This is a genomic window from Sorangium sp. So ce367 (assembly GCF_051520455.1).
In the GTDB taxonomy this organism is placed as follows: Bacteria; Myxococcota_A; Polyangia; order Polyangiales; family Polyangiaceae; genus Sorangium; species Sorangium cellulosum_B.
The window spans coordinates 2,806,299-2,823,331 of sequence record NZ_CP150334.1; the positions used below are offsets into that span (position 1 = coordinate 2,806,299).

Below are 17,033 nucleotides of genomic sequence, written 5' to 3' on the forward strand. Positions count from 1 at the left end.
TACTTGCATCAGAGGAAATCTCGGCCGTCTAGGCATCAGCCGGCCAGCTTGTGGGGGCCCGCGCCCGCGTCAGCCCGTGAACCCCGCGAGCCCCTCCACGAGCCGATCGAGATCCGCGCGGCTGTGCCGCTCGGTCACGGCGACGAGCAGCTCGTCCCGCCGCCGCGCGTCGATCCGCCCGAGATCGAGCCCCGCGATGATCCCCTGTTCGGCCAGCGCCCGCGTGAGCCTCCCCGCGTCCCCGCCGCGGACCTTCACGACGAACTCGTGGAACGTCGGCGCCGACATCGGCAGCGAGTAGCCGTCGAGCCGCGCGATCTCCCGCTTCAGGTGCTCGGCCTTCGCGAGGCACTGCTTCGCCGCCTCCACGAAGCCGCGCTTGCCGAGCATGCACATCCGCATCGTGACCGCCGTCGCGCAGAGGCCGCTGTTCGTGCAGATGTTGCTCGTCGCCCGCTCGCGGCGGATGTGCTGCTCGCGCGTCGCGAGCGTCAGCACGTACCCGCGGGTCCCGTGCTTGTCGACCGTCTCGCCGACCAGCCGGCCGGGCACCTGCTGGAGGTACTTGCGGTCGTTCCGGCACGCGAACAGCCCGACGTTGGGGCCGCCGTACTGCGGCGGCAGCCCGAGCGGCTGGCCCTCCGCCACCGCGATGTCGGCGCCGAGCGCGCCCGGCGACTCGAGCAGCGCGAGCGCGTACGGGTCCAGGGTGACCGTGATCAGCAGCGCGCCCTTCTGGTGGCACACCTCGGCCACCTTCCGGATGTCGCCCACGACGCCGAAGAAGTTCGGATAGCCCACCACCACGCAGGCCGTCGTCTCGTCGATCGCCCGCGTCAGCGCCTCGACGTCCGCCGTGCCGTCGCGGCCGACGTCGACCCCGACCAGCGACGCCTTGCCGGCCCCGATGCCGTGTACGTACGTCTCGACCGTGCCGATGTAGTCGGGGTGCACGCCCCCGGACAGGACGGTGCGCTCGCGCCCCGTCAGCCGGCGGGCCATCAGCACGGCCTCCGCGAGCGCGCTCGCGCCGTCGTACATCGACGCGTTGGCGATCGGCAGCCCGAGGATCTCGCTCACGATCGTCTGGAACTCGAAGATCACCTGGAGCGTGCCCTGGGAGACCTCGGGCTGGTACGGCGTGTACGCGGTGTAGAACTCGCTGCGGAGCAGCAGCTGATCGGCGGCCGGCGGGAAATGGTGCTCGTAGGCGCCGGCCCCCAGGAACGAGAGCATGCGCCCTGCGCGGTTCTTCTGGGCGAGCTCCTCGAGGTGCCGCATGAGCGAGGCCTCGTCGAGCGAAGGCTCCATCGAGAGCGGGCGCGTGAGGCGCGCCTCCTTCGGGATCGCGCTGTAGAGCTCCTCGAGCGACGACAGGCCGACGGCCTGCAGCATCTCGCTGATTTCCTCGGGCGTGTGGGGCAGGTAGCGCATGGTCTTGTGCAGCGGGAAACGGGAAGGGTGATGCGGAACGCGGAGGGGAGCGGCGCTCAATGCGCCGCGGTCTTCAGGAGCTCGCTGTACGCGTCAGGATCCATCAGCGTGCCGAGCTCGCCCTGGTCCGAGGGGACGACCTCGATCATCCACGCCTTGCCGTAGCAGTCGTCGTTGACCAGCTCGGGGCGGCTCTCGAGATCCGCGTTCACGCGCTGGATCTTGCCGCTCACCGGCGCGAACAGATCGCTCAGCGTCTTCACGCTCTCGATCGTGCCGAACGCCGTGCCCGCGGTGATCGTGTCGCCCGGCTTCACGTCGAGGTTGACCAGCGTGATGTCGCCGAGCTGCTCGACCGCGAAGGCGGTGATCCCGATCACGACGAGATCGTTCTCCTGCTTGGCCCACTCGTGATCCTTCGTGTACCGCCGGTCCGTTCGGACATTGTCGCTCGCCATGTGACTTCTTCTCCCTTTGCCAACCTGGATCTCTGGTCGCCGCGCGCGGCCGCTCGGATCGGCTCGCCGCGGCGCGGGTCAGGCCCGCTTGTAGAACGGGGTCTTGACCACGACCGCCTCGACCGAGCGCCCGCGGCAGTCCACCTGGAAGGCGGTCCCTACCGCCGCCATCGGCGCCGGCAGGTAGCCGAGCCCGATGTTCTTGCCGACGGTCGGCCCCGGGCTGCCGCTCGTGCAGACGCCGACCTTCGCGCCGCTCGGGTCGAGCAGCGGGTAGCCGTGGCGCGCGATGCCGCGCCCCATCATCTCGAAGCCGACCAGCTTGCGCGCGGGGCCCTCGTCCTTGATGCGCTGGAGCGCGGCGCGCCCCACGAAATCGCCCTTGTCGAGCTTCACCACCCAGCCGAGGCCCGCCTCGATGGGGTTCGTCGTCTCGTCGATGTCGTTGCCGTACAGCGACAGGCGCGCCTCCAGGCGGAGCGTGTCGCGCGCGCCGAGGCCCGTCGCCTCGAGGCCGAGCGGACCGCCGAGCTCGACGAGCGCGCGCCAGAGCCGCTGCGCGTCGGACGGCGAGCAGAAGATCTCGATGCCGTCCTCGCCGGTGTAGCCGGTGCGGGCCACGGTGCAGCGCACGTTGGCGAGCGTCGCGTCGCGGAAGTGGAACGGCGCGAGCTCGCGCAGCGCGGGGCCGTCGCCGCCCGTGAGCGCGACGATGTCGAGCGCCTTCGGCCCCTGGAGCGCCATCATCGCCGTGCGATCCGACGCGTCCTCGAAGCTGCAGTGGCCCTGCGCCGCGCCCCGGATGTGGGCGGCGATCTTGTCGCGGTTCGACGCGTTGCAGACGATGAGCCACTGCCGCGCGTCGATCCGGTACACGATGAGGTCGTCGAGGATCGTTCCGGCCTCGTTGCACGCGCACGTGTAGAGCGCGTGTCCGTCCTCCAGCTTCTTCACGTCGTTCGTGACGAGGTAGTCGATCACCTGTCCGGAGTGCTCGCCGCTCAGGATGATCTCGCCCATGTGCGAGACGTCGAACAGCCCGGCGGCGGAGCGCACCGCCTTGTGCTCTTCGGTGACGCCTTTGTACTGGACCGGCATCTCCCAGCCGGCGAACGGGACCATGCGGCCGCCGAGCTTGATGTGCTCGTCGTAGAGCGGCGTCCTTCGGAGCGGAGCGGTGGGGAGCGGCTTGGTCGACACGGCCGCGATCTACTTCGAAAGGTCGGAGATGTCGACTGGCGCCGACTGGCGCGGCGGCCCCTGCGGCGCTGGAGGTCGAGGCCGCCGCCGCCGCGCTCACTCGAGGCGGGTGGGATCAATCACCTTGCCGTCCGGCGTGAGCCCGCTGCGGCGCCAGCGCTCCTCGACCGACAGGCCCTGCTCCGCAGGGGCCCGGGTCTCGTCGCGGACGACGAGCTCCGAGATGTGCGCGCGAGAGACGACCTCGATCCGGATCATCCGCTGCGGCGCGCTCTTCACGGTGGCGCGCGAGAAGATCGTCTTCGCAGGCCCGGTCTCGACATTTCCTGCGAGGACGCGCGTGCGCACGTAGTTCGCCACCCGCTCGGCAGGTATTTCCCCGACGGCGAAGACGGCATCGGCGAAGCGCGCGCGCACCTTCATGCGGCGCGGGATGGGCAGGCCGAACGCCTGCTCGGCCCCCTCGGCGAGCTCGCCCGGCAGCGCCTGATCGACCGGCGGCTTCGGGGCCGCGGCCTCGCTCGCCTGCGGCGCCGGCGCCGGCGCGCTGGCGTCGCTGCGGCAGGCGGGCGCGGCCGAAGCGCACGCGACGAGCGCGGCGAGCGCGCCGGCGGCGCGCGACAGGCTGGCTCGCGTCATTCGATGAGGGTGGCCCACGAGTCGATCTTAACGACCTTGCGCGGCCGCTGCAGCGTCCTCGTGCTCGTTCGCGTCGCGCCCCCCTGGGCGTCCGCGTCGCCCGCGGCGCCGGTGTGGAACACGAGCTGGTACTCGGGCGGGGTGGACTGCCGGACGATCGTCTGCGGGCCGAAATACGGATCGGTGTAGTTCTCCGTATCCACGCACGTCGGCTTCTGGGTCACGGCCACGCCGAAGACGATGGTGCCCGGCGACTGCAGCTCGAAGCGCTCCGGAGGCGCGAGCGGATCGACGACGAGGCAGCCGTTCGGGAGCGCGGGCGAGTCCGTGTTGCCGAGCAGGTAGTCGACGCCCCAGATCGTGCCGCGCCCGTCCGCGCACGTGTAGGTCCCGGGCGCGACGGGCGTGAACGTCGCGAAGTACGCGCAGCCGTTGAAGAGGGAGATGGGCCCGGTCACGCGCTCGCCGCCCGTGAAGGGGACGACCCAGTTCTCGCTGAAGCGGAGGCTGGTGTTGTGCGGTCGCTCGGTGATCGACCAGACCCGCGTCTCGATGGCGCCGCTCGCCGTGAACGCCTCCTGATCGCCGGTGGAGAACAGGATGACCTTGTTGCCGAGCGGATCGGTGCTCACGATCGGCGTCGTCTGGATCGGCTGGCTGCTCGCCGCGGTGTCGGTCGGGAACGAGTACGCGTCCCAGGCGAGGTCCACGGTCCACTCGTCCGGGTCGGTGCTCGTCAGGCTGACGCGCCAGAGCGTCCCGTCGGCGTCGCCGACGTAGATGCGCTCGGCGACCTCGCCGACGCCCGCCGGGAACGGCACGGGCACGCCGGTGATCGGCGAGTCGAAGTCGACCTCCGTGGTCCGCGAGGCGATCCCGGCCGGGGCCTCGGAGGGGAGGCCGCGGAACGTGCGGAGGATCTCGCCCGTGTCCAGCCGGACGATCGTGAGCGAGCGCGCCGGGCCGACGGGGCCGCCCGTGCCCGCGCTGCCCCAGCACCGGACAGAGTCCCGGACCGCCAGGGTGCTCGTCGGATAGAAGAGCGGGTGCGCCGTGTTCTTCCGGTTGCACGCGGGCTGGCTCGTATCGAGCGGAGCAGAGCCGCCGGGCAGGATGGCGACAGCGATCTCCTTGATCTGGCCGCCGGACTCCATCTCCACCATGCCGATCGCCGGCGTCGGCGTCGCCTCGCCGAACAGCGGGGCGCCGCTGCCGTCCGTGGAGAGCTGCCAGAGGAACCGCGGATCGCGGGGGTTCGTCACGTCGAGCGCGTAGTAGAAGCTGCCGCCCGCGCCGCCGCTGGCGAGGAGCACGGTGTTCCAGGTCGCGTTGGCGCTGCTCACCTGCGCCGACGTGCGCTCGAAGACGACGTTCTTCACGACGGGCGCGCCGTCGAGCAGCTGCGATTGCTGGTTGAACGTCGCGAGCAGCCGGGGGAGCACGTGAGGCGGCAGGAACGACCAGAGCTCGTTGTTCTCGACCTTGTCCACCTTGAGCGGGTCCGACGCGGTCGCCGCGGCCACCTGGAAGGCGTGCAGCTGCCCGTCGGTCGTCGCCGTATAGAGCACGAGCGGCCGGTTCTTCTGATCGGGGTGCTCCGCGAAGGCCCGGTAGGACTCGTCGGGGATGAGGTCGTTCGGCGGCCCCACGACGACCGGCGTGGAGTGATAGATGCTGCCGAGCTCGTTGCCGTCGCGGGAGGCGATGCCCGACGGCATCGCCTCGCCGACCTCCCACTCGATGAGGCGCCGGGCGCAGTCCGCGGCGTTGGTCGCCTGCAGCCCGCCCGAGCACTGCGGCGGGACGGGCGCGCTGGGATCGAGGTCGAGCGCGCGGGACGCGCTGGAGAGAGCGTTCGCGAAGATCGACCCCTGCACGAGCGTGCCGCTGTTGGTCATCGTGCCCGTGTAGCTGCCCAGCCCGTCCGTGGCGACGTCGGCGGGGCGGATGCTCCGGCTCGACCAGATGCGCTGCGCGGTGGTGTCCAGCTCGCCGATCACGGTGAAGAACCGCCGCGGCTGCCCGATGTTCGAGTTGATGTTGGCCGCGAAGTCATCGCCCTTGCCGGGGTCGATGTCCTTCAGCTGCGTCGTCATGACGCCGCTCACGGCCTCGCAGACGAAGCGCTTGCGCTCGAGGTTGCCGCTCCAAAGCGAGCCGTCCGGCGGCGGGCTGAACGAGGAGGCGAACTGGAAGGCGACCCCCTCGTCGGTGCTGCCGTTGTTCGCGGTCGCGGTCGCGTTGGCGAAGACGGGGAGGGTGCGGCTCGTCGAGTTCGCGGCGATCTGCGCGAAGATCCGCGACATCACCGCGGAGAGCTCGTTCGCGTCGTCCGGGAAATAGCCGCGGTCGGTCCCGCCCTCGATGGCGATGCGCGCGAGCGTGCAGCACGCCTTGACCGCGCCAGCGGCGTTGTCGCAGCGCCCGGCGGGCAGGAAATCAGCGCTGGAGATCGTCGAGCAATTGAACGTCGGATCGCTGAGCTCCTGCCGCGCCTGGGTGGTAAGGCCGAACCCGACGGTATACGTCGACACACGCCGGGCCGGGGTGACGTGGGAGTTGAGCGACTGGGCGAGGACGTGCGGCTCCTCGTACGGACAGCCCGTCCCTTCGGGGCCGGGGCCGGAGTCCTGCGCGCAGGTCGGGCGCAGGTCGAGGTTCGGCTCGCCGTCGGAGATGAGCACGATCGACGTCTTGCGGCAGCCGCCGCTGATGTACGGATCGTCGCGCGGCCCGAGCGGCCGACCCTTCCAGTTCGAGGCGTCGTTCAGGATGTAGTTGCGCGCGTCCGACAGCATCCCGGCGAGCGGCGTCGCGCCGTAGGGGCGCACCGCGATGAGCGCGTTCTGGATGCTCTCGTTCACGCTGCGGATCTCGGTGGTGTCCGCCGTGTAGGTCGGGAAGGGGATGAGCGGCCCTTCCCAGAGCGGCGCGGACGGGTTCCTGGCGCCGACCTCCATGTCCGCGGGAGCGCAGGCGGGCGGGTTGCCCCGCGCCGAGAGTCCTGGGCCGGGCTCGAACCCGATGAAGTAGCTCCACATCCCCGCCATGCCGCCCACGGGATCGGGGGCGCCGGAGAGGAGCCCGGTGCTCGGGTCGGGGAGCGTGTCGAACGTCATGAGCCCGAACCGGATCCGGTCCTGATAGACGTCGAGCAAGCCGGAGTTGATCTGCGTGAACGGCGTCGTACAGGGAGTGGCCGCGTTGTCCCAGCGATGCTCGCCCACCAGATCGTAGGTCGCCCCCGGGCCCTTCGTGCAGTGGCCCGAGATCATGCGATGGAACGGGATGTAGTAGTTCCTGTCGTAGGGCGGCTCTCCCCCGAGGCTGAACTCGTTGACGAACGCGCTGCTCGTGCGGGGCTGCGCGACGCAGCTGAAGTCCTGGATCGGGCCCGTGAGCGACTCGACGAGCTTCATCCAGCGGCTCTTCAGGGCCTCGGAGGCGGGGGGAGTGCCCGGGTTGCAGTCCGGCTCCCCGCCCGCCACCGTCTTCTCCATCGAGCCCGACGTGTCGACGAGCAAGAGCACGTTGGGCAGCGGCGGCTCCACATCCATGGCCTGCGCGCGTGCGCGCCCCGCGACGAGGCCGACCGTCGCCGCGGAGCTCATGGTGACAAGGACCTTCGTCAGGTTTCGCATCGTGCGCTCCGGTTCGTCACTTCGAGCAGAGGATATCGGCAACGACGGACATGGATTCCTGGCTGCCCGCCGTCGCGATGGCGGAGCCGCCGGGCCAGGCGATGAGCCGCGCGCTCATGGTGACCGTGCAGTAATCGACGCTCACCGGGTTCGGGCCGCCCATGTCGCTGCCGGCGCGGTTCCCTATCGCAGGCCTTATCTTATCCGTGATCTCCACCTTGGCGATCCACTGGACGTCGGCGCGACCAAGGCTCCCGGGCGTCTCCGGCGGGCCGGCCGCGGGCGGCTCCAGGAGCTCTTCTGCCGCGTTGAACGTGTGCGGCAAGAGCGGCCAGCACTCGTCGGTGATGACCGAGCAGCTCGTCGACCTGGGGATCATCTCCAAACCTCCCTTCTGCTCGATCTCGGCGATCGCGAGCTGCATCGCGTACTCGGTGAGATAGTGGGTCTGCGTCATCCGGCGCTCGTGGCCGCTGGCGATGGTCGACAGCGTGGCCGCGTGGGCCGCGAACAGGCCGATCGCGGTGAGCATCGTGATGACCAGCACGACGATGAAGACGGCGGCGCCCCGCTCGCGGGAGCGCCGTCGGGACCGGGCGATGCTTGTGTTCACCATGGGACGTAGGCCTGGTTGGGGAGCGCGATGTCGGCGTAGAGCGTGCGCATCCGGGCGTAGACCGGCGGCGATCCGGAGGGCGCCGTGTTCCCATAGGTGTTGGCGCCCGCGGCGATGCCGGGGATCAGGAACCTGAGCCTGCGGCCATCCGGGGCCACGGGGACGGGGAGGCCGACGTCGCGATCGGGCGCCCGGGTGCGGGTCGAGAGCCGGACCTGGACCGACCGCACGCGCTCCGGATTGGCCCCTGGCTGGTCGTTCGCGGCGGCGTTGGTGTACACGAGCGCGTTGTCGGTCGCCATGATGGGAAACCGCGTGATCTGCGGGTTGGTCACTCCAGGGACGGTGCTCTCCTGCGCGACGGAGATCCCGAACTTCAGATCGACGGCGTACTCCGCGATGAGCTCGAGCGTGCCCGGGATCTCCTGATCCTCTTCGTCGAGCTCGACCCGCACGAGCTCTGTGCGGCCGTTGTCGCCGGTGAGCGTCCCGAGGTCCGTCGAAATGGGCGCCACGAGAGCGTCGTAGGCCGTCCCCTTGCCGACGAGGCTCCGGATGTCGTAGCGGACGCGGGAGACGACGTTCACCCATCCTCCGTCGCCGGTGGAGCCGCCGGGGGTCACGCCGCAATCGGCGAGCCCGACAAGCGTCGGCAGGCCGGGATCCGCCCTCAGCGTGATCTCGATCTGGGTGGGCGGGTTGCCGATCACGTTGACCTGATCGATGACGCCATACAGGAACTTCTCCTGACCGCGGACCATGATGCGCAGGAAGCGGTGAGGCGCGAAGATCTGGGTCAGGCTCTGCCCGCCGCCCTGCGCGCGCGCGAGCGTGCGCTGCACGGCGGAGCTGTTCGGGTTGAGCTCGACGACCCAGTCGCCCGACTCATCGCTGATCTTCCTGAACTCGAACAGCTCGGTGCTGTTCAAGCTGCCGCCGATGATGATCGAGTCAGGATGCAGGTCGTTGGCCACCGAGCTCTGGTTGAGCTCCGCTCCATGGAGGAACTCCGACCCTTGACGCAGGATCGAGATCCCGGCGAGGCGCCGCAGGCCGACCGGCGAGGCCGGGACCTGACAGACCTCCGGGTCATCGAGGATGTTGGGCGACGAGAGATAGGCCGCGCGCTGCAGGTCCGCGGTCAGCCGGTTCAGCCCGAGCGTCGCCGCGAGGTGCGAGGCGGAGGCCCTCGCCTCGTTCTGGAAGAAGCGCGTCGCGTTCTTCGAGAGCAGGAAGGCCGCCAGCGACACGACGAGGCCGGCCGCCATCGCCACGAGCAGCTCCACGAGCGTGAAGGCTCGCTGTCCTGAGGCGCGCGCGCGCGTGCGGGTGGTGCGTCGGCTCGTCGTCATCGCCTGTCCTCGCTCGTGTTCCGGAGCACGCCGGTCGTCAGGTAGACCGCGCCGAAGCGCCCCGGGTCCGCGTCGACGTCGAGCGGGAGGATCCCGCAGTTGATCGGGTCCCCGTTGCGCTCCCAGACGACGCGGATCTCGGCGCGGAGGAGGCTTTCCCAGATCGGCGTGCCCGACACGGGATCGGTGAACTGGCGGAAGCGCACGTGCGTGCAGAACGCGGACGCCGACGTGTCGCCCGGGTAGATGTCGGCCCCGAGCACGTCGGCGCTCGGCGACCCGAGCGCCGCGATCTCCGTGGGGGTCACCTTCGCGGGGAACGGGGAGGTGGCGCTGAGCGCGAGCCAGTCGGTGTCGCTGCTGATGTCGGGCACCCGCATCGGATCGTTCCACTGGAGCGCGTCCACCCGCAGCCGCTCTGCCCAGGTCATGGCGATGCTGTTGGCGATCGTGAGGTTGCGCGCGTTCGTGTTGCTGATGAGCGTCGCCTTCTGCAGCGCGAGCACCCCGGTGGCGCCGATCGCGAGCACGCCGAGCGCCGCCATGACCTCGATGAGCGTGTAGCCGCGGCTCGCCGCCCTCCTCGCACGCGCCGCGCTCACAGCCCGAGCCTCGCGACGCCGTTCGGCGGGACGAAGACCGAGCGCTGGAGGCCGGTCCTTGTGTTGGTCACGTTCACCCGGAGCGCGCCGAGCAGCGGCGCGAACGCCCCGGCGGGGTCGTAGCGGACGAACGTACGCCCCCGCGGCGTGAAGCAGACGTCGGCGTCGCCCTGCGCCACGCCGGTGGGATCGAGCAGCTGCATCGCCGCCAGCTCGATGCCCAGGGTCTGGAGCGTCGTGACCGACTCGGTCTGGGCCGGGTCCAGCCAGTTGGCGACGCTGAGGCAGCTCGTCGCGATCAGAGCGCCGGCGGCGATGTTGTCGACGTGCGCCTGCCGCACCTGGAACGCGCCTGTCGAGGCGGTCCACCGCACGAGGACCGCCGCCCCGCGCCCGATCGCCTGGTAGCGCGCGAGCCGGTAGATGCCGCTGATCTCCATCGCGGTGCGGTTCACGCGGCGATCGCGCATGCCGCTCACGAAGCTCGGCGACGCCGCGGCGGCCAGGATGCCGATGAGGACCACCACCGCGAGCAGCTCCGGCAGGGTGAAGCCGCGCGCGCCACGGCGGCGCAGCGCGCGCTGCCCCGGAGAGCAGGCCCGCGGTCGATCGGAATCACGAGGAGGAGGTCGCGAACAGGAGGGAGGGCGCACCAAAGGATCGGCAAAGGCAAGCCGCATGCCCTCGATGGGTTGCGCTAAGTCATTGAACTTCATGGTGAATCTCTCAAAGCGATTCGCCGCGGGCGCTAACGATTGCGGCGCTATGAAAAAAGGTGCAAGGCGAACATGCCATGCGATTCCCGCCCGAAAGGTGTTCACCGAGAGGCCCATTGGACCACAGCGTGTCAGCTGCGATGCGCGCGACTCGCGCGACGCGCGCGTGCCCCGGGAGGCCGTTGCGCTCCCGTGCGTGGAGCTGCGCGCTGCTCGCCGGCGCGCTCGTGGCCGCGCTGTCTTCGGGCTGCAGCAAGAAGGAAGAGCCCCTCGGCGCGCCGCCGCCGCCTCCGCCGGCCGCGAAGCCGGCCGCCTGCGCTGGCGGCGGAGGGACGATCAGCGACGCGGCGAGCGCGCCGTTCTTCCCGCGCACGACGGGCGGGTTCTGCCTCGACCCGAACGGCGGGGAGAAGACGTTCGGCGAATCGGCGCCCCTGCCGCTCGACAGCATCTGCGACATGTTCGACGGGGAGTGCGAGATCTACAAGGGATTCGGCGTGCGGCGGGTGGTCGAGGCGCGGTACGTGAGCGGCGAGGGCGGCTCCGCGACCGTCGACGTCCACCTCTCGAAATTCGGATCCACGGAGGGCGCTTACGGGATGTTCACGAAGCGCACCGTGGGCGACGGTGACCCCGCCGACGAGGCGACGCCCCGCGCGATCGAGGGGGGCGGCGCGGCCGCGATGGGGGTCGGGAACGCGTACCTCTGGCGCGGGCAGTACCTCGCCGAGATCACCTACAACGACGAGGCGCTGGCCGAGGCGGCGCTCAAGTCGTCGAGCGAGAAGGTCCTGCCTGGGCTCGTGAAGGAGATGGGCGCGAAGCTGCCCGGCGAGCCGTCGCTGCCGCCTGCCGCGGCGGCGCTGCCCAGGGACAACATGATCCAGCTCGGGATCCGCTACGAGACCAAGGACGTGCTCGGGGTGGATGGCGCCGGGCCCGGCGCGTTCGGCTACTACAAGGAGGTCGACAAGCGCTACCGGGTGGTCGCGATCGTGCGCGACGACGTCGACCAGGCCAAGGACGTGCTGTCGACGCTGGCGAAGCTGCCGGGCGCGGCCAGGGAGAAGGGCATCGGCGACGGGTCGGTGCGCCTCATGAACAAGGACGGCGAGGGCTCCGCGACCGAGTGGGTGTTCGCGCGCGCCGACAAGACCGTCTACGGCATCGGCGACGAGGCCCGCGTGCTCCGCAACGGCATGACGGCCGACGAGCACGCCAAGCTGACGCTGACCAAGGAAGAGAAGACGGCGAGGCTGAAGAAGCTCGTCAGCGCTCCGGCGCGCTGACCACGGCGGGAGGGGTCGAGCCGCCCGGGCTCGCGACGCTGCGGCGCCGCGGACCCGGCGGCGCCGCGCGCTCACTGCGTGCGGAGGATGACGTGGTAGCCGAACGCCGTCTCGACGAGGTCGCTCACCTGGCCGACCTTGATCTTCTCGAGGCCCGCCTGGAACTCCGGGACCATCGCGCCCTTCGGGAACTTGCCGAGGTCCCCGCCGCGCTTGTCCGCCCCCGGCTCGTCCGAGTACTCCTTCACGACGTCCGCGAACTTGCTCGGATCGGCCTTGGCCTTCGTCATGGCCTCGGTCGCGCGGGCCTTGGCTTCGTCCTTCGTGCGCTCGATGGTCGGGGGCGCTCGGCGGCTCCCCTTGTACATGACGAGCAGGTGCTTCGCGCCGAACATCTCCCTCGGCGCCTGCGCCGACTGCGCCGGGCGGGGCGTGGGAGCGGGCGGCGGAGCGGCGGCGGTGGCGTGCTCGTGCTCGTCGGGCGCCGGGGCGACGGGGGCCGCGAGGCGGGCGAGCGGCGTCTTGTTGAACATGCCGAAGAAGCCGAGGAGCCCGATCAGCACGAGCGCGCTGAGCACGGCGTGCGGCGCCCACCAGTACGGATCTTCCGGCTCGGCGCCGTCGTCCTCCGCGTCGTCGTCGTCGTCGTGCGCGTGGCCGTGTCCACGGCCGCGGGCCGCGGTGGCCTTCGCCTCTTCCTCCTCGCCGTCGTCGTTGCCTTCGTCGGTCGACCCGGCCTCGTCGTCGAGGTCCTCGTCGTCCTTGGCCCTGTCCTTCTCGCTCGTCTTGCTCATAACGCTTCCCCGATCCGGGCCTCGGCCCTTAGCACGCGACCACGCCGGCCGTCAGCCGATCTCCGCCCACGCGCTCGTGAGCACCGGATCGGGGCGTTCCTTGACAGAGGTGACCACCGCGACCTTGCCGCCGGCCAGCGCCCAGCCCCGCGTGATGAGGGTGTCGCCCGGCCACACCGGCTTGCGGAACTGCGCGCCGTACGCCCGCAGCCGGCTCGCGTCGCCGCCCGCCGCCTTCTGGATGATCGCGCGCGCCGCGAAGCCGTACGTGCAGAGGCCGTGCAGGATGGGGCCCTGCGTGAAGCTCGCCTTCGCTGCGACCTCCGGATCGGCGTGCAGCGGGTTCTCGTCGCCCGAGAGCCGGTACAGAAGCGCCTGCTCGGGCGCCGTCGCCTGCTCGACGACCCAGTCGGGCTCGCGGTCCTTCGGCACGGGGGCCTCCGACTCGGCGTGCGGCGGGCGCGGCCCGCCGAAGCCACCGACGCCGCGCACGATGATCGACCACACCGTGTCGAAGAGCGGCTCGTCGTTGAGCGTGGTCTTCGTCTCGACGATGACCTGCGCGAACTTCTTGAGGTCGTAGATGGCCGCCAGCGTCGCGGTCGTGAACAGCGTCCCGCTCGTCGGGAGCGGGCGGTGCACCCGGAGCGTCTGCCCTCCGTGGACGATGAGCGCCAGCTCGGCCCCGGCCACCTCGAGCGCCTCGAACACGGTCCCCTGGGAGGGGATCACGCCGAACGTGGGGTAGACCTTCATGCCTCCCGGCGTGCCCTCGTACAGGTACTCGAGCTCCTCGCGCTTGGCGCCGATCCCGAGCGCGTAGGTGGCCAGGGTCTTCCAGTTGAAGGTGAACGCGCTGGGCTGGGTCGTGTAGCCGACCTTCGAGAGATTCAGCGGCATCGGGGGCTCCTCGCAGGATGGAAACGGCCGCGCAGGCGTACCGACCTGGCGATGTCGCGTCAACTGCCGCCCGCCGAGCGGAGCGCGGCGTCAGGGCGTGAGGCGCCGCAGGCGGCGCCTGGCGCGGCGTCAGAGCGCCAGGCGGTACGCGATCAGGACGCCGATGTTGAACATGTCGACGCGCTCGGAGAGCGAGGCGAGATCGCCGGTCGGGGAGACCTTGCGATGCTCGGGGAGGAACCAGCTCGAGTAGCGGATGTGGCTCCCGACGCTCCAGTTGTCGGCGAAGGCCCAGTCGCCGCCGATCGCGAGCCCCGCGGCGACACCTTCGGTGCCGATCGTCGCCGCCCTGGGCCCGACGTACGCCGTGTCCGAGTACGGGTTGCGATCGGCCTCGACCGACCACGAGTCGTTGACGACGACGCCGCCGACCGTCACGCCGGCCCACCACTCCGAGCTGCGGATGCGGAGGGCGTAGTAGCGAAACAGCCCGTCGAGCATGAAGTAGCTGCGCGCGTGATCGCGCTCGAGGCCGCGCGCGCCGCGCGCGGCGTCGGAGGTCAGCGTCGCCGCCCAGAAGATGCCTGCGCCGAAGCCGATGTCGCGAAAGCGGTAGAGGTTGTGGATGCCGAGGGAGACGCTCGTCTCGCCCTGCTCGCAGGCGCCCGGAGCCAGCGAGACGGGGCAGACGTCGGCGCCCGGGAGCGTCATCACGCCGCTGCTCACCTCCACCATGGTGTAGGGGAAACCGCGCTCGCGCGCGGCGACGGCGCGGCGGGCGGCCCTGCTCTCGTCGGCCCGGCCGGGGGCGGAGATCAGGAGCGCGGCGAGCGCGGCGGCGCACGCGGCGCCGCGCGAGCGCACGCTCGTCGCTCGCGCGCTGCCTCGCCCCACCAGCGCTGCTCGGCCGCCCTGCCCGGCGCGGGCGTTGGCGGGCGCTTGCGACATCGGGTACCGGCCGCCTGGACTCACCTTCTCTGGATTATAACCAAGGACCGGTCGACGAGGGGAGCGGCGAGGCGGCGTCCGTGGGCAGCGGCGGCGGCGAGGGCGGAAGGACCGGCGCAGGTGCGGCGCTGGCCGGCGGCGAGGCGGCGCCTGTGCTGTGGGGCGAACCCGCGCCGCCCGGCGTCGGGGACGGGGCCGGTGCGCCCCGGGGGACGGGCGCCGGCGACTGGCCCTGGGGAGCGCCGCGGACCTCGGCCGCCGCGGGGCGGCGCGGCGCAGACCTGCGGTCGGCGCCTGCGGCCTGCGGCCCCGAGCTCTGTGGAGCGACCTGGGGTGGCGGCGCCGGGGCGGCGCCCGGCGGGCCGCCGGAGAGCTCGGCGACGAGGTGCTGGGCGGTGGTGAGGGCCGGCTGCAGCTCGAGCGCGAGCTTCGCCAGCCGGATGGCGCCGGCCCTGTCGCCGGCGTATTTCCGCCCGAGGGCGTCGGCGACGATGCGCTCGGACGACTCGCGGCGGAGCTCGGCGAGGCGCGCGTCTCCTGGCCACCGCGCGAGCGCCTGCGAGACGATCTCCTTGACGTTCTCGCGGGGCGGGGTGTCCCAGGCGTGCCTGCCCATGCAGTCGCGCGCGCGCTCGATGTGTGCTTCGAGGGTGTCGCGCGCGGCCGGCCCCCCGAAGGCGCCGAGGTGCCGCCCGCCGAGGAACACGACGAACCCCACCGCGCTGGCGCACGCGAGCAGGGCGGTCGCGCGCGCGATCATCGCTCGACGGGGGAGCGGCCGCGCCGCGGACTCGACGCCTTGCATGGTCGACGGGACGGGCGCGGCGTCGCGCATGGGATCGATGCCGAGGCCGATCGCCGTGCGCGCGGGCTCGTCCGCCGCGCCGCCGTGGCGATCGGCGCTCCACGATGCGCGCGCTCCGGCGTCGAGGCGCTCCACCGGTTCGGCGAGCGCGCCGCCGAACCGCGCGCCGCTCGACGGCCGCTCGGCCTGGGACGACGCTGCGAGCGGCGTTGTCCAGGAGGGCGCCGAGCTCATCGAGCTGGACGAAGCGCGCTCGACGCCGCTGGAGGAGGAGCGCTCCTCCTCGCGGCGATGCAACGTGGGGTCGCTCTCGCGGCGGTGCGACGCGGGGTCGCTGTAGCGCGCTGCCTCGCCCCCCGGGAGGCGGGGATCGAGGTCGCCGATGTGGGCGCTCTCGAGCGTCGGCGCGGCGATGCCGCCGATCTGGGCCGCGAGCGCGGGGGAGAGGTCGAGCGATTTGGTGCGCGACTTCGAGGCCAGCTTCATGACCGCGCTAGCGCGCAGGAGCCCGGGCTGGGCGGCGATCTCATCGGGGTCGAGCCCGCTCGCCCGGACGGCGAGGGCGAGGTCGCGGCCGAGGGCGCGCGCGTCGGGGGCCCGGTCCGACGGCTTCTTGGCGAGGTTCTGCATCACGATCCGCGCGATGGGCTCGGGCACGTAGCTGGAGCGCGCGATGCTGCGCAGGTCCGCCGGCGGGGCGTGCGTGTGCTGGACCAGGAGCGCGACGGGCGAGTCGCCCTCGAACGGGGCGCGCCCCGCGAGGCACTGGTACAGCATCGTCGCGATGGAGTAGACGTCCGCCGGCGGACCGACCCGCTGCCCTTCGGCGCCTTCGGGCGAGATGTACTTGGCGGTCCCGAAGATGAGCCCCGCCTGGGTGGTCATCGCCTTGTCGGCCCAGTCGAGGCGGGCGATGCCGAAGTCGAGCACCTTCACGTAATCCGGGTCCTCGCCGCGGCGGACGAGCATGATGTTCTCGGGCTTGAGATCCCGGTGGACGATGCCCTGCGCGTGCGCCTCGCCGACCGCGTCGCACACCTGGAGGGCGATGTGGAGCGCCCTCGGGAGCGGCAGCGCCTCGCTCTCGCCGCCTGCCCCTGCCGCGGCGAGCGCGGAGAGCAGCGAGATGCCGTCGAGGTGCTCCATGACGAGGTAGAGCTCCCCGCCGATCCGGGGGTCGGCCGTGGGGGGCACGCTCCCGGTCATGAGGACCTGGACGACGTTCGGGTGGACGAGCCGGCTCGAGATCTTGGCCTCGCGGTGGAAGCGGCTCACGAGCTCGGCGTTGCTGCTGAGCTCGCGGTGGAGGATCTTCACGGCCACGTCGCGCTCGATCCCGGCCTGGAAAGCGCGGTAGACGCGGCCCATCGAGCCGATGCCGATGAGGTGGCGGGTCTGGATCTGCCCCCCGAGCGTGATGCCCACGTACGGGTCGCGCTCCGCGGCGCCGAACGTGGGGCTCTTGCGCGAGCTCGCGAGCGGGGTGCCGTCGCGCGGGCAGTAGAGAACGCCCGCGTCGTAGCGCTCGCCGCACGAGGGGCAGCTCTTCGCGGGGGACGGCTCCATCGACGGCGCTGATCCTAGCACCGCTCCCGCCATAAATTCTCGGACGGAGCGGCGTTTCGGCGCGCCGCGGCGC

Annotated in this window: 14 protein-coding genes; 1 reads left to right on the forward strand and 13 read right to left on the reverse strand. The window is 71.5% G+C overall.

From position 1 onward, the window contains the following. Nucleotides 1-69 precede the first annotated feature (69 nt). The 9 genes from gcvPA to WME97_RS10965 all read right to left on the reverse strand — a co-directional run bounded on the left by gcvPA (nt 70) and on the right by WME97_RS10965 (nt 10,775). Nucleotides 70-1,434 carry an aminomethyl-transferring glycine dehydrogenase subunit GcvPA gene (gcvPA, locus tag WME97_RS10925; protein ID WP_437551813.1) on the reverse strand — a complete coding sequence of 455 codons (1,365 nt, stop codon included), beginning with the start codon at nt 1,432-1,434 and terminating at the stop codon, nt 70-72. A 56-nt stretch (nt 1,435-1,490) separates the two neighbouring features. Next, nucleotides 1,491-1,892: a glycine cleavage system protein GcvH gene (gene gcvH / locus WME97_RS10930; protein ID WP_437551815.1), complete on the reverse strand. Its 402-nt coding sequence runs from the start codon at nt 1,890-1,892 to the stop codon at nt 1,491-1,493. Nucleotides 1,893-1,970: 78 nt separating this feature from the next. After that, on the reverse strand, nt 1,971-3,092 hold the full coding sequence (gene gcvT, locus WME97_RS10935; protein WP_437551817.1) for a glycine cleavage system aminomethyltransferase GcvT: 1,122 nt from the start codon (nt 3,090-3,092) through the stop codon (nt 1,971-1,973). Nucleotides 3,093-3,188: 96 nt separating this feature from the next. After that, a complete protein-coding gene (locus WME97_RS10940; RefSeq protein ID WP_437551819.1) occupies nt 3,189-3,731 on the reverse strand; it encodes a hypothetical protein in 543 nt (180 codons plus the stop codon). Further along, complete coding sequence (locus WME97_RS10945; protein ID WP_437551821.1) at nt 3,728-7,372, reverse strand: hypothetical protein; 3,645 nt, start codon at nt 7,370-7,372, stop codon at nt 3,728-3,730. Before WME97_RS10945 ends, WME97_RS10940 begins: the two co-directional genes overlap by 4 nt. Before the next feature lie 16 nt (nt 7,373-7,388). Beyond that, nucleotides 7,389-7,988 carry a hypothetical protein gene (locus tag WME97_RS10950; protein WP_437551823.1) on the reverse strand — a complete coding sequence of 200 codons (600 nt, stop codon included), beginning with the start codon at nt 7,986-7,988 and terminating at the stop codon, nt 7,389-7,391. Further along, entirely contained in the window at nt 7,982-9,340 is a 1,359-nt protein-coding gene (locus tag WME97_RS10955) for a PilW family protein (protein WP_437551825.1), read from the reverse strand. Before WME97_RS10955 ends, WME97_RS10950 begins: the two co-directional genes overlap by 7 nt. Continuing rightward, nucleotides 9,337-9,942 carry a type IV pilus modification PilV family protein gene (locus tag WME97_RS10960; protein ID WP_437551827.1) on the reverse strand — a complete coding sequence of 202 codons (606 nt, stop codon included), beginning with the start codon at nt 9,940-9,942 and terminating at the stop codon, nt 9,337-9,339. Before WME97_RS10960 ends, WME97_RS10955 begins: the two co-directional genes overlap by 4 nt. Further along, nucleotides 9,939-10,775 carry a pilus assembly FimT family protein gene (locus tag WME97_RS10965; RefSeq protein WP_437551829.1) on the reverse strand — a complete coding sequence of 279 codons (837 nt, stop codon included), beginning with the start codon at nt 10,773-10,775 and terminating at the stop codon, nt 9,939-9,941. The genes WME97_RS10960 and WME97_RS10965 overlap by 4 nt, the downstream gene beginning before the upstream one ends. A 65-nt stretch (nt 10,776-10,840) precedes the next feature. On the opposite strand from WME97_RS10965, the gene WME97_RS10970 reads away from it, so the two are divergent. After that, nucleotides 10,841-11,947: a DUF6599 family protein gene (locus tag WME97_RS10970; RefSeq protein WP_437551831.1), complete on the forward strand. Its 1,107-nt coding sequence runs from the start codon at nt 10,841-10,843 to the stop codon at nt 11,945-11,947. 71 nt (nt 11,948-12,018) lie between these two features. On the opposite strand, the gene WME97_RS10975 is transcribed toward WME97_RS10970, so the two are convergent. From WME97_RS10975 to WME97_RS10990, 4 genes are all read right to left on the reverse strand, one after another. After that, complete coding sequence (locus tag WME97_RS10975) at nt 12,019-12,741, reverse strand: peptidylprolyl isomerase (RefSeq protein ID WP_437551833.1); 723 nt, start codon at nt 12,739-12,741, stop codon at nt 12,019-12,021. A 51-nt stretch (nt 12,742-12,792) separates the two neighbouring features. After that, nucleotides 12,793-13,641, reverse strand: coding sequence for a MaoC/PaaZ C-terminal domain-containing protein (locus WME97_RS10980; RefSeq protein ID WP_437551835.1), 849 nt, complete (start codon nt 13,639-13,641; stop codon nt 12,793-12,795). 129 nt (nt 13,642-13,770) lie between these two features. Next, on the reverse strand, nt 13,771-14,589 hold the full coding sequence (locus tag WME97_RS10985) for a hypothetical protein (protein WP_437551837.1): 819 nt from the start codon (nt 14,587-14,589) through the stop codon (nt 13,771-13,773). Nucleotides 14,590-14,623: 34 nt separating this feature from the next. Further along, a complete protein-coding gene (locus WME97_RS10990) occupies nt 14,624-16,960 on the reverse strand; it encodes a protein kinase domain-containing protein (protein WP_437551839.1) in 2,337 nt (778 codons plus the stop codon). Nucleotides 16,961-17,033 lie beyond the last annotated feature (73 nt).

Excerpts from the sequence above, each read along its gene's own strand:
- gcvPA (WP_437551813.1), bottom strand. The coding sequence starts at position 1,434 with ATGCGCTACCTGCCCCACACGCCCGAGGAAATCAGCGAGATGCTGCAG.
- gcvH (WP_437551815.1), bottom strand. The coding sequence starts at position 1,892 with ATGGCGAGCGACAATGTCCGAACGGACCGGCGGTACACGAAGGATCAC.
- WME97_RS10940 (WP_437551819.1), bottom strand. The coding sequence starts at position 3,731 with ATGACGCGAGCCAGCCTGTCGCGCGCCGCCGGCGCGCTCGCCGCGCTC.
- WME97_RS10945 (WP_437551821.1), bottom strand. The coding sequence starts at position 7,372 with ATGCGAAACCTGACGAAGGTCCTTGTCACCATGAGCTCCGCGGCGACG.
- WME97_RS10950 (WP_437551823.1), bottom strand. The coding sequence starts at position 7,988 with ATGGTGAACACAAGCATCGCCCGGTCCCGACGGCGCTCCCGCGAGCGG.
- WME97_RS10955 (WP_437551825.1), bottom strand. The coding sequence starts at position 9,340 with ATGACGACGAGCCGACGCACCACCCGCACGCGCGCGCGCGCCTCAGGA.
- WME97_RS10965 (WP_437551829.1), bottom strand. The coding sequence starts at position 10,775 with ATGGGCCTCTCGGTGAACACCTTTCGGGCGGGAATCGCATGGCATGTT.
- WME97_RS10975 (WP_437551833.1), bottom strand. The coding sequence starts at position 12,741 with ATGAGCAAGACGAGCGAGAAGGACAGGGCCAAGGACGACGAGGACCTC.
- WME97_RS10980 (WP_437551835.1), bottom strand. The coding sequence starts at position 13,641 with ATGCCGCTGAATCTCTCGAAGGTCGGCTACACGACCCAGCCCAGCGCG.
- WME97_RS10985 (WP_437551837.1), bottom strand. The coding sequence starts at position 14,589 with ATGTCGCAAGCGCCCGCCAACGCCCGCGCCGGGCAGGGCGGCCGAGCA.
- WME97_RS10990 (WP_437551839.1), bottom strand. The coding sequence starts at position 16,960 with ATGGAGCCGTCCCCCGCGAAGAGCTGCCCCTCGTGCGGCGAGCGCTAC.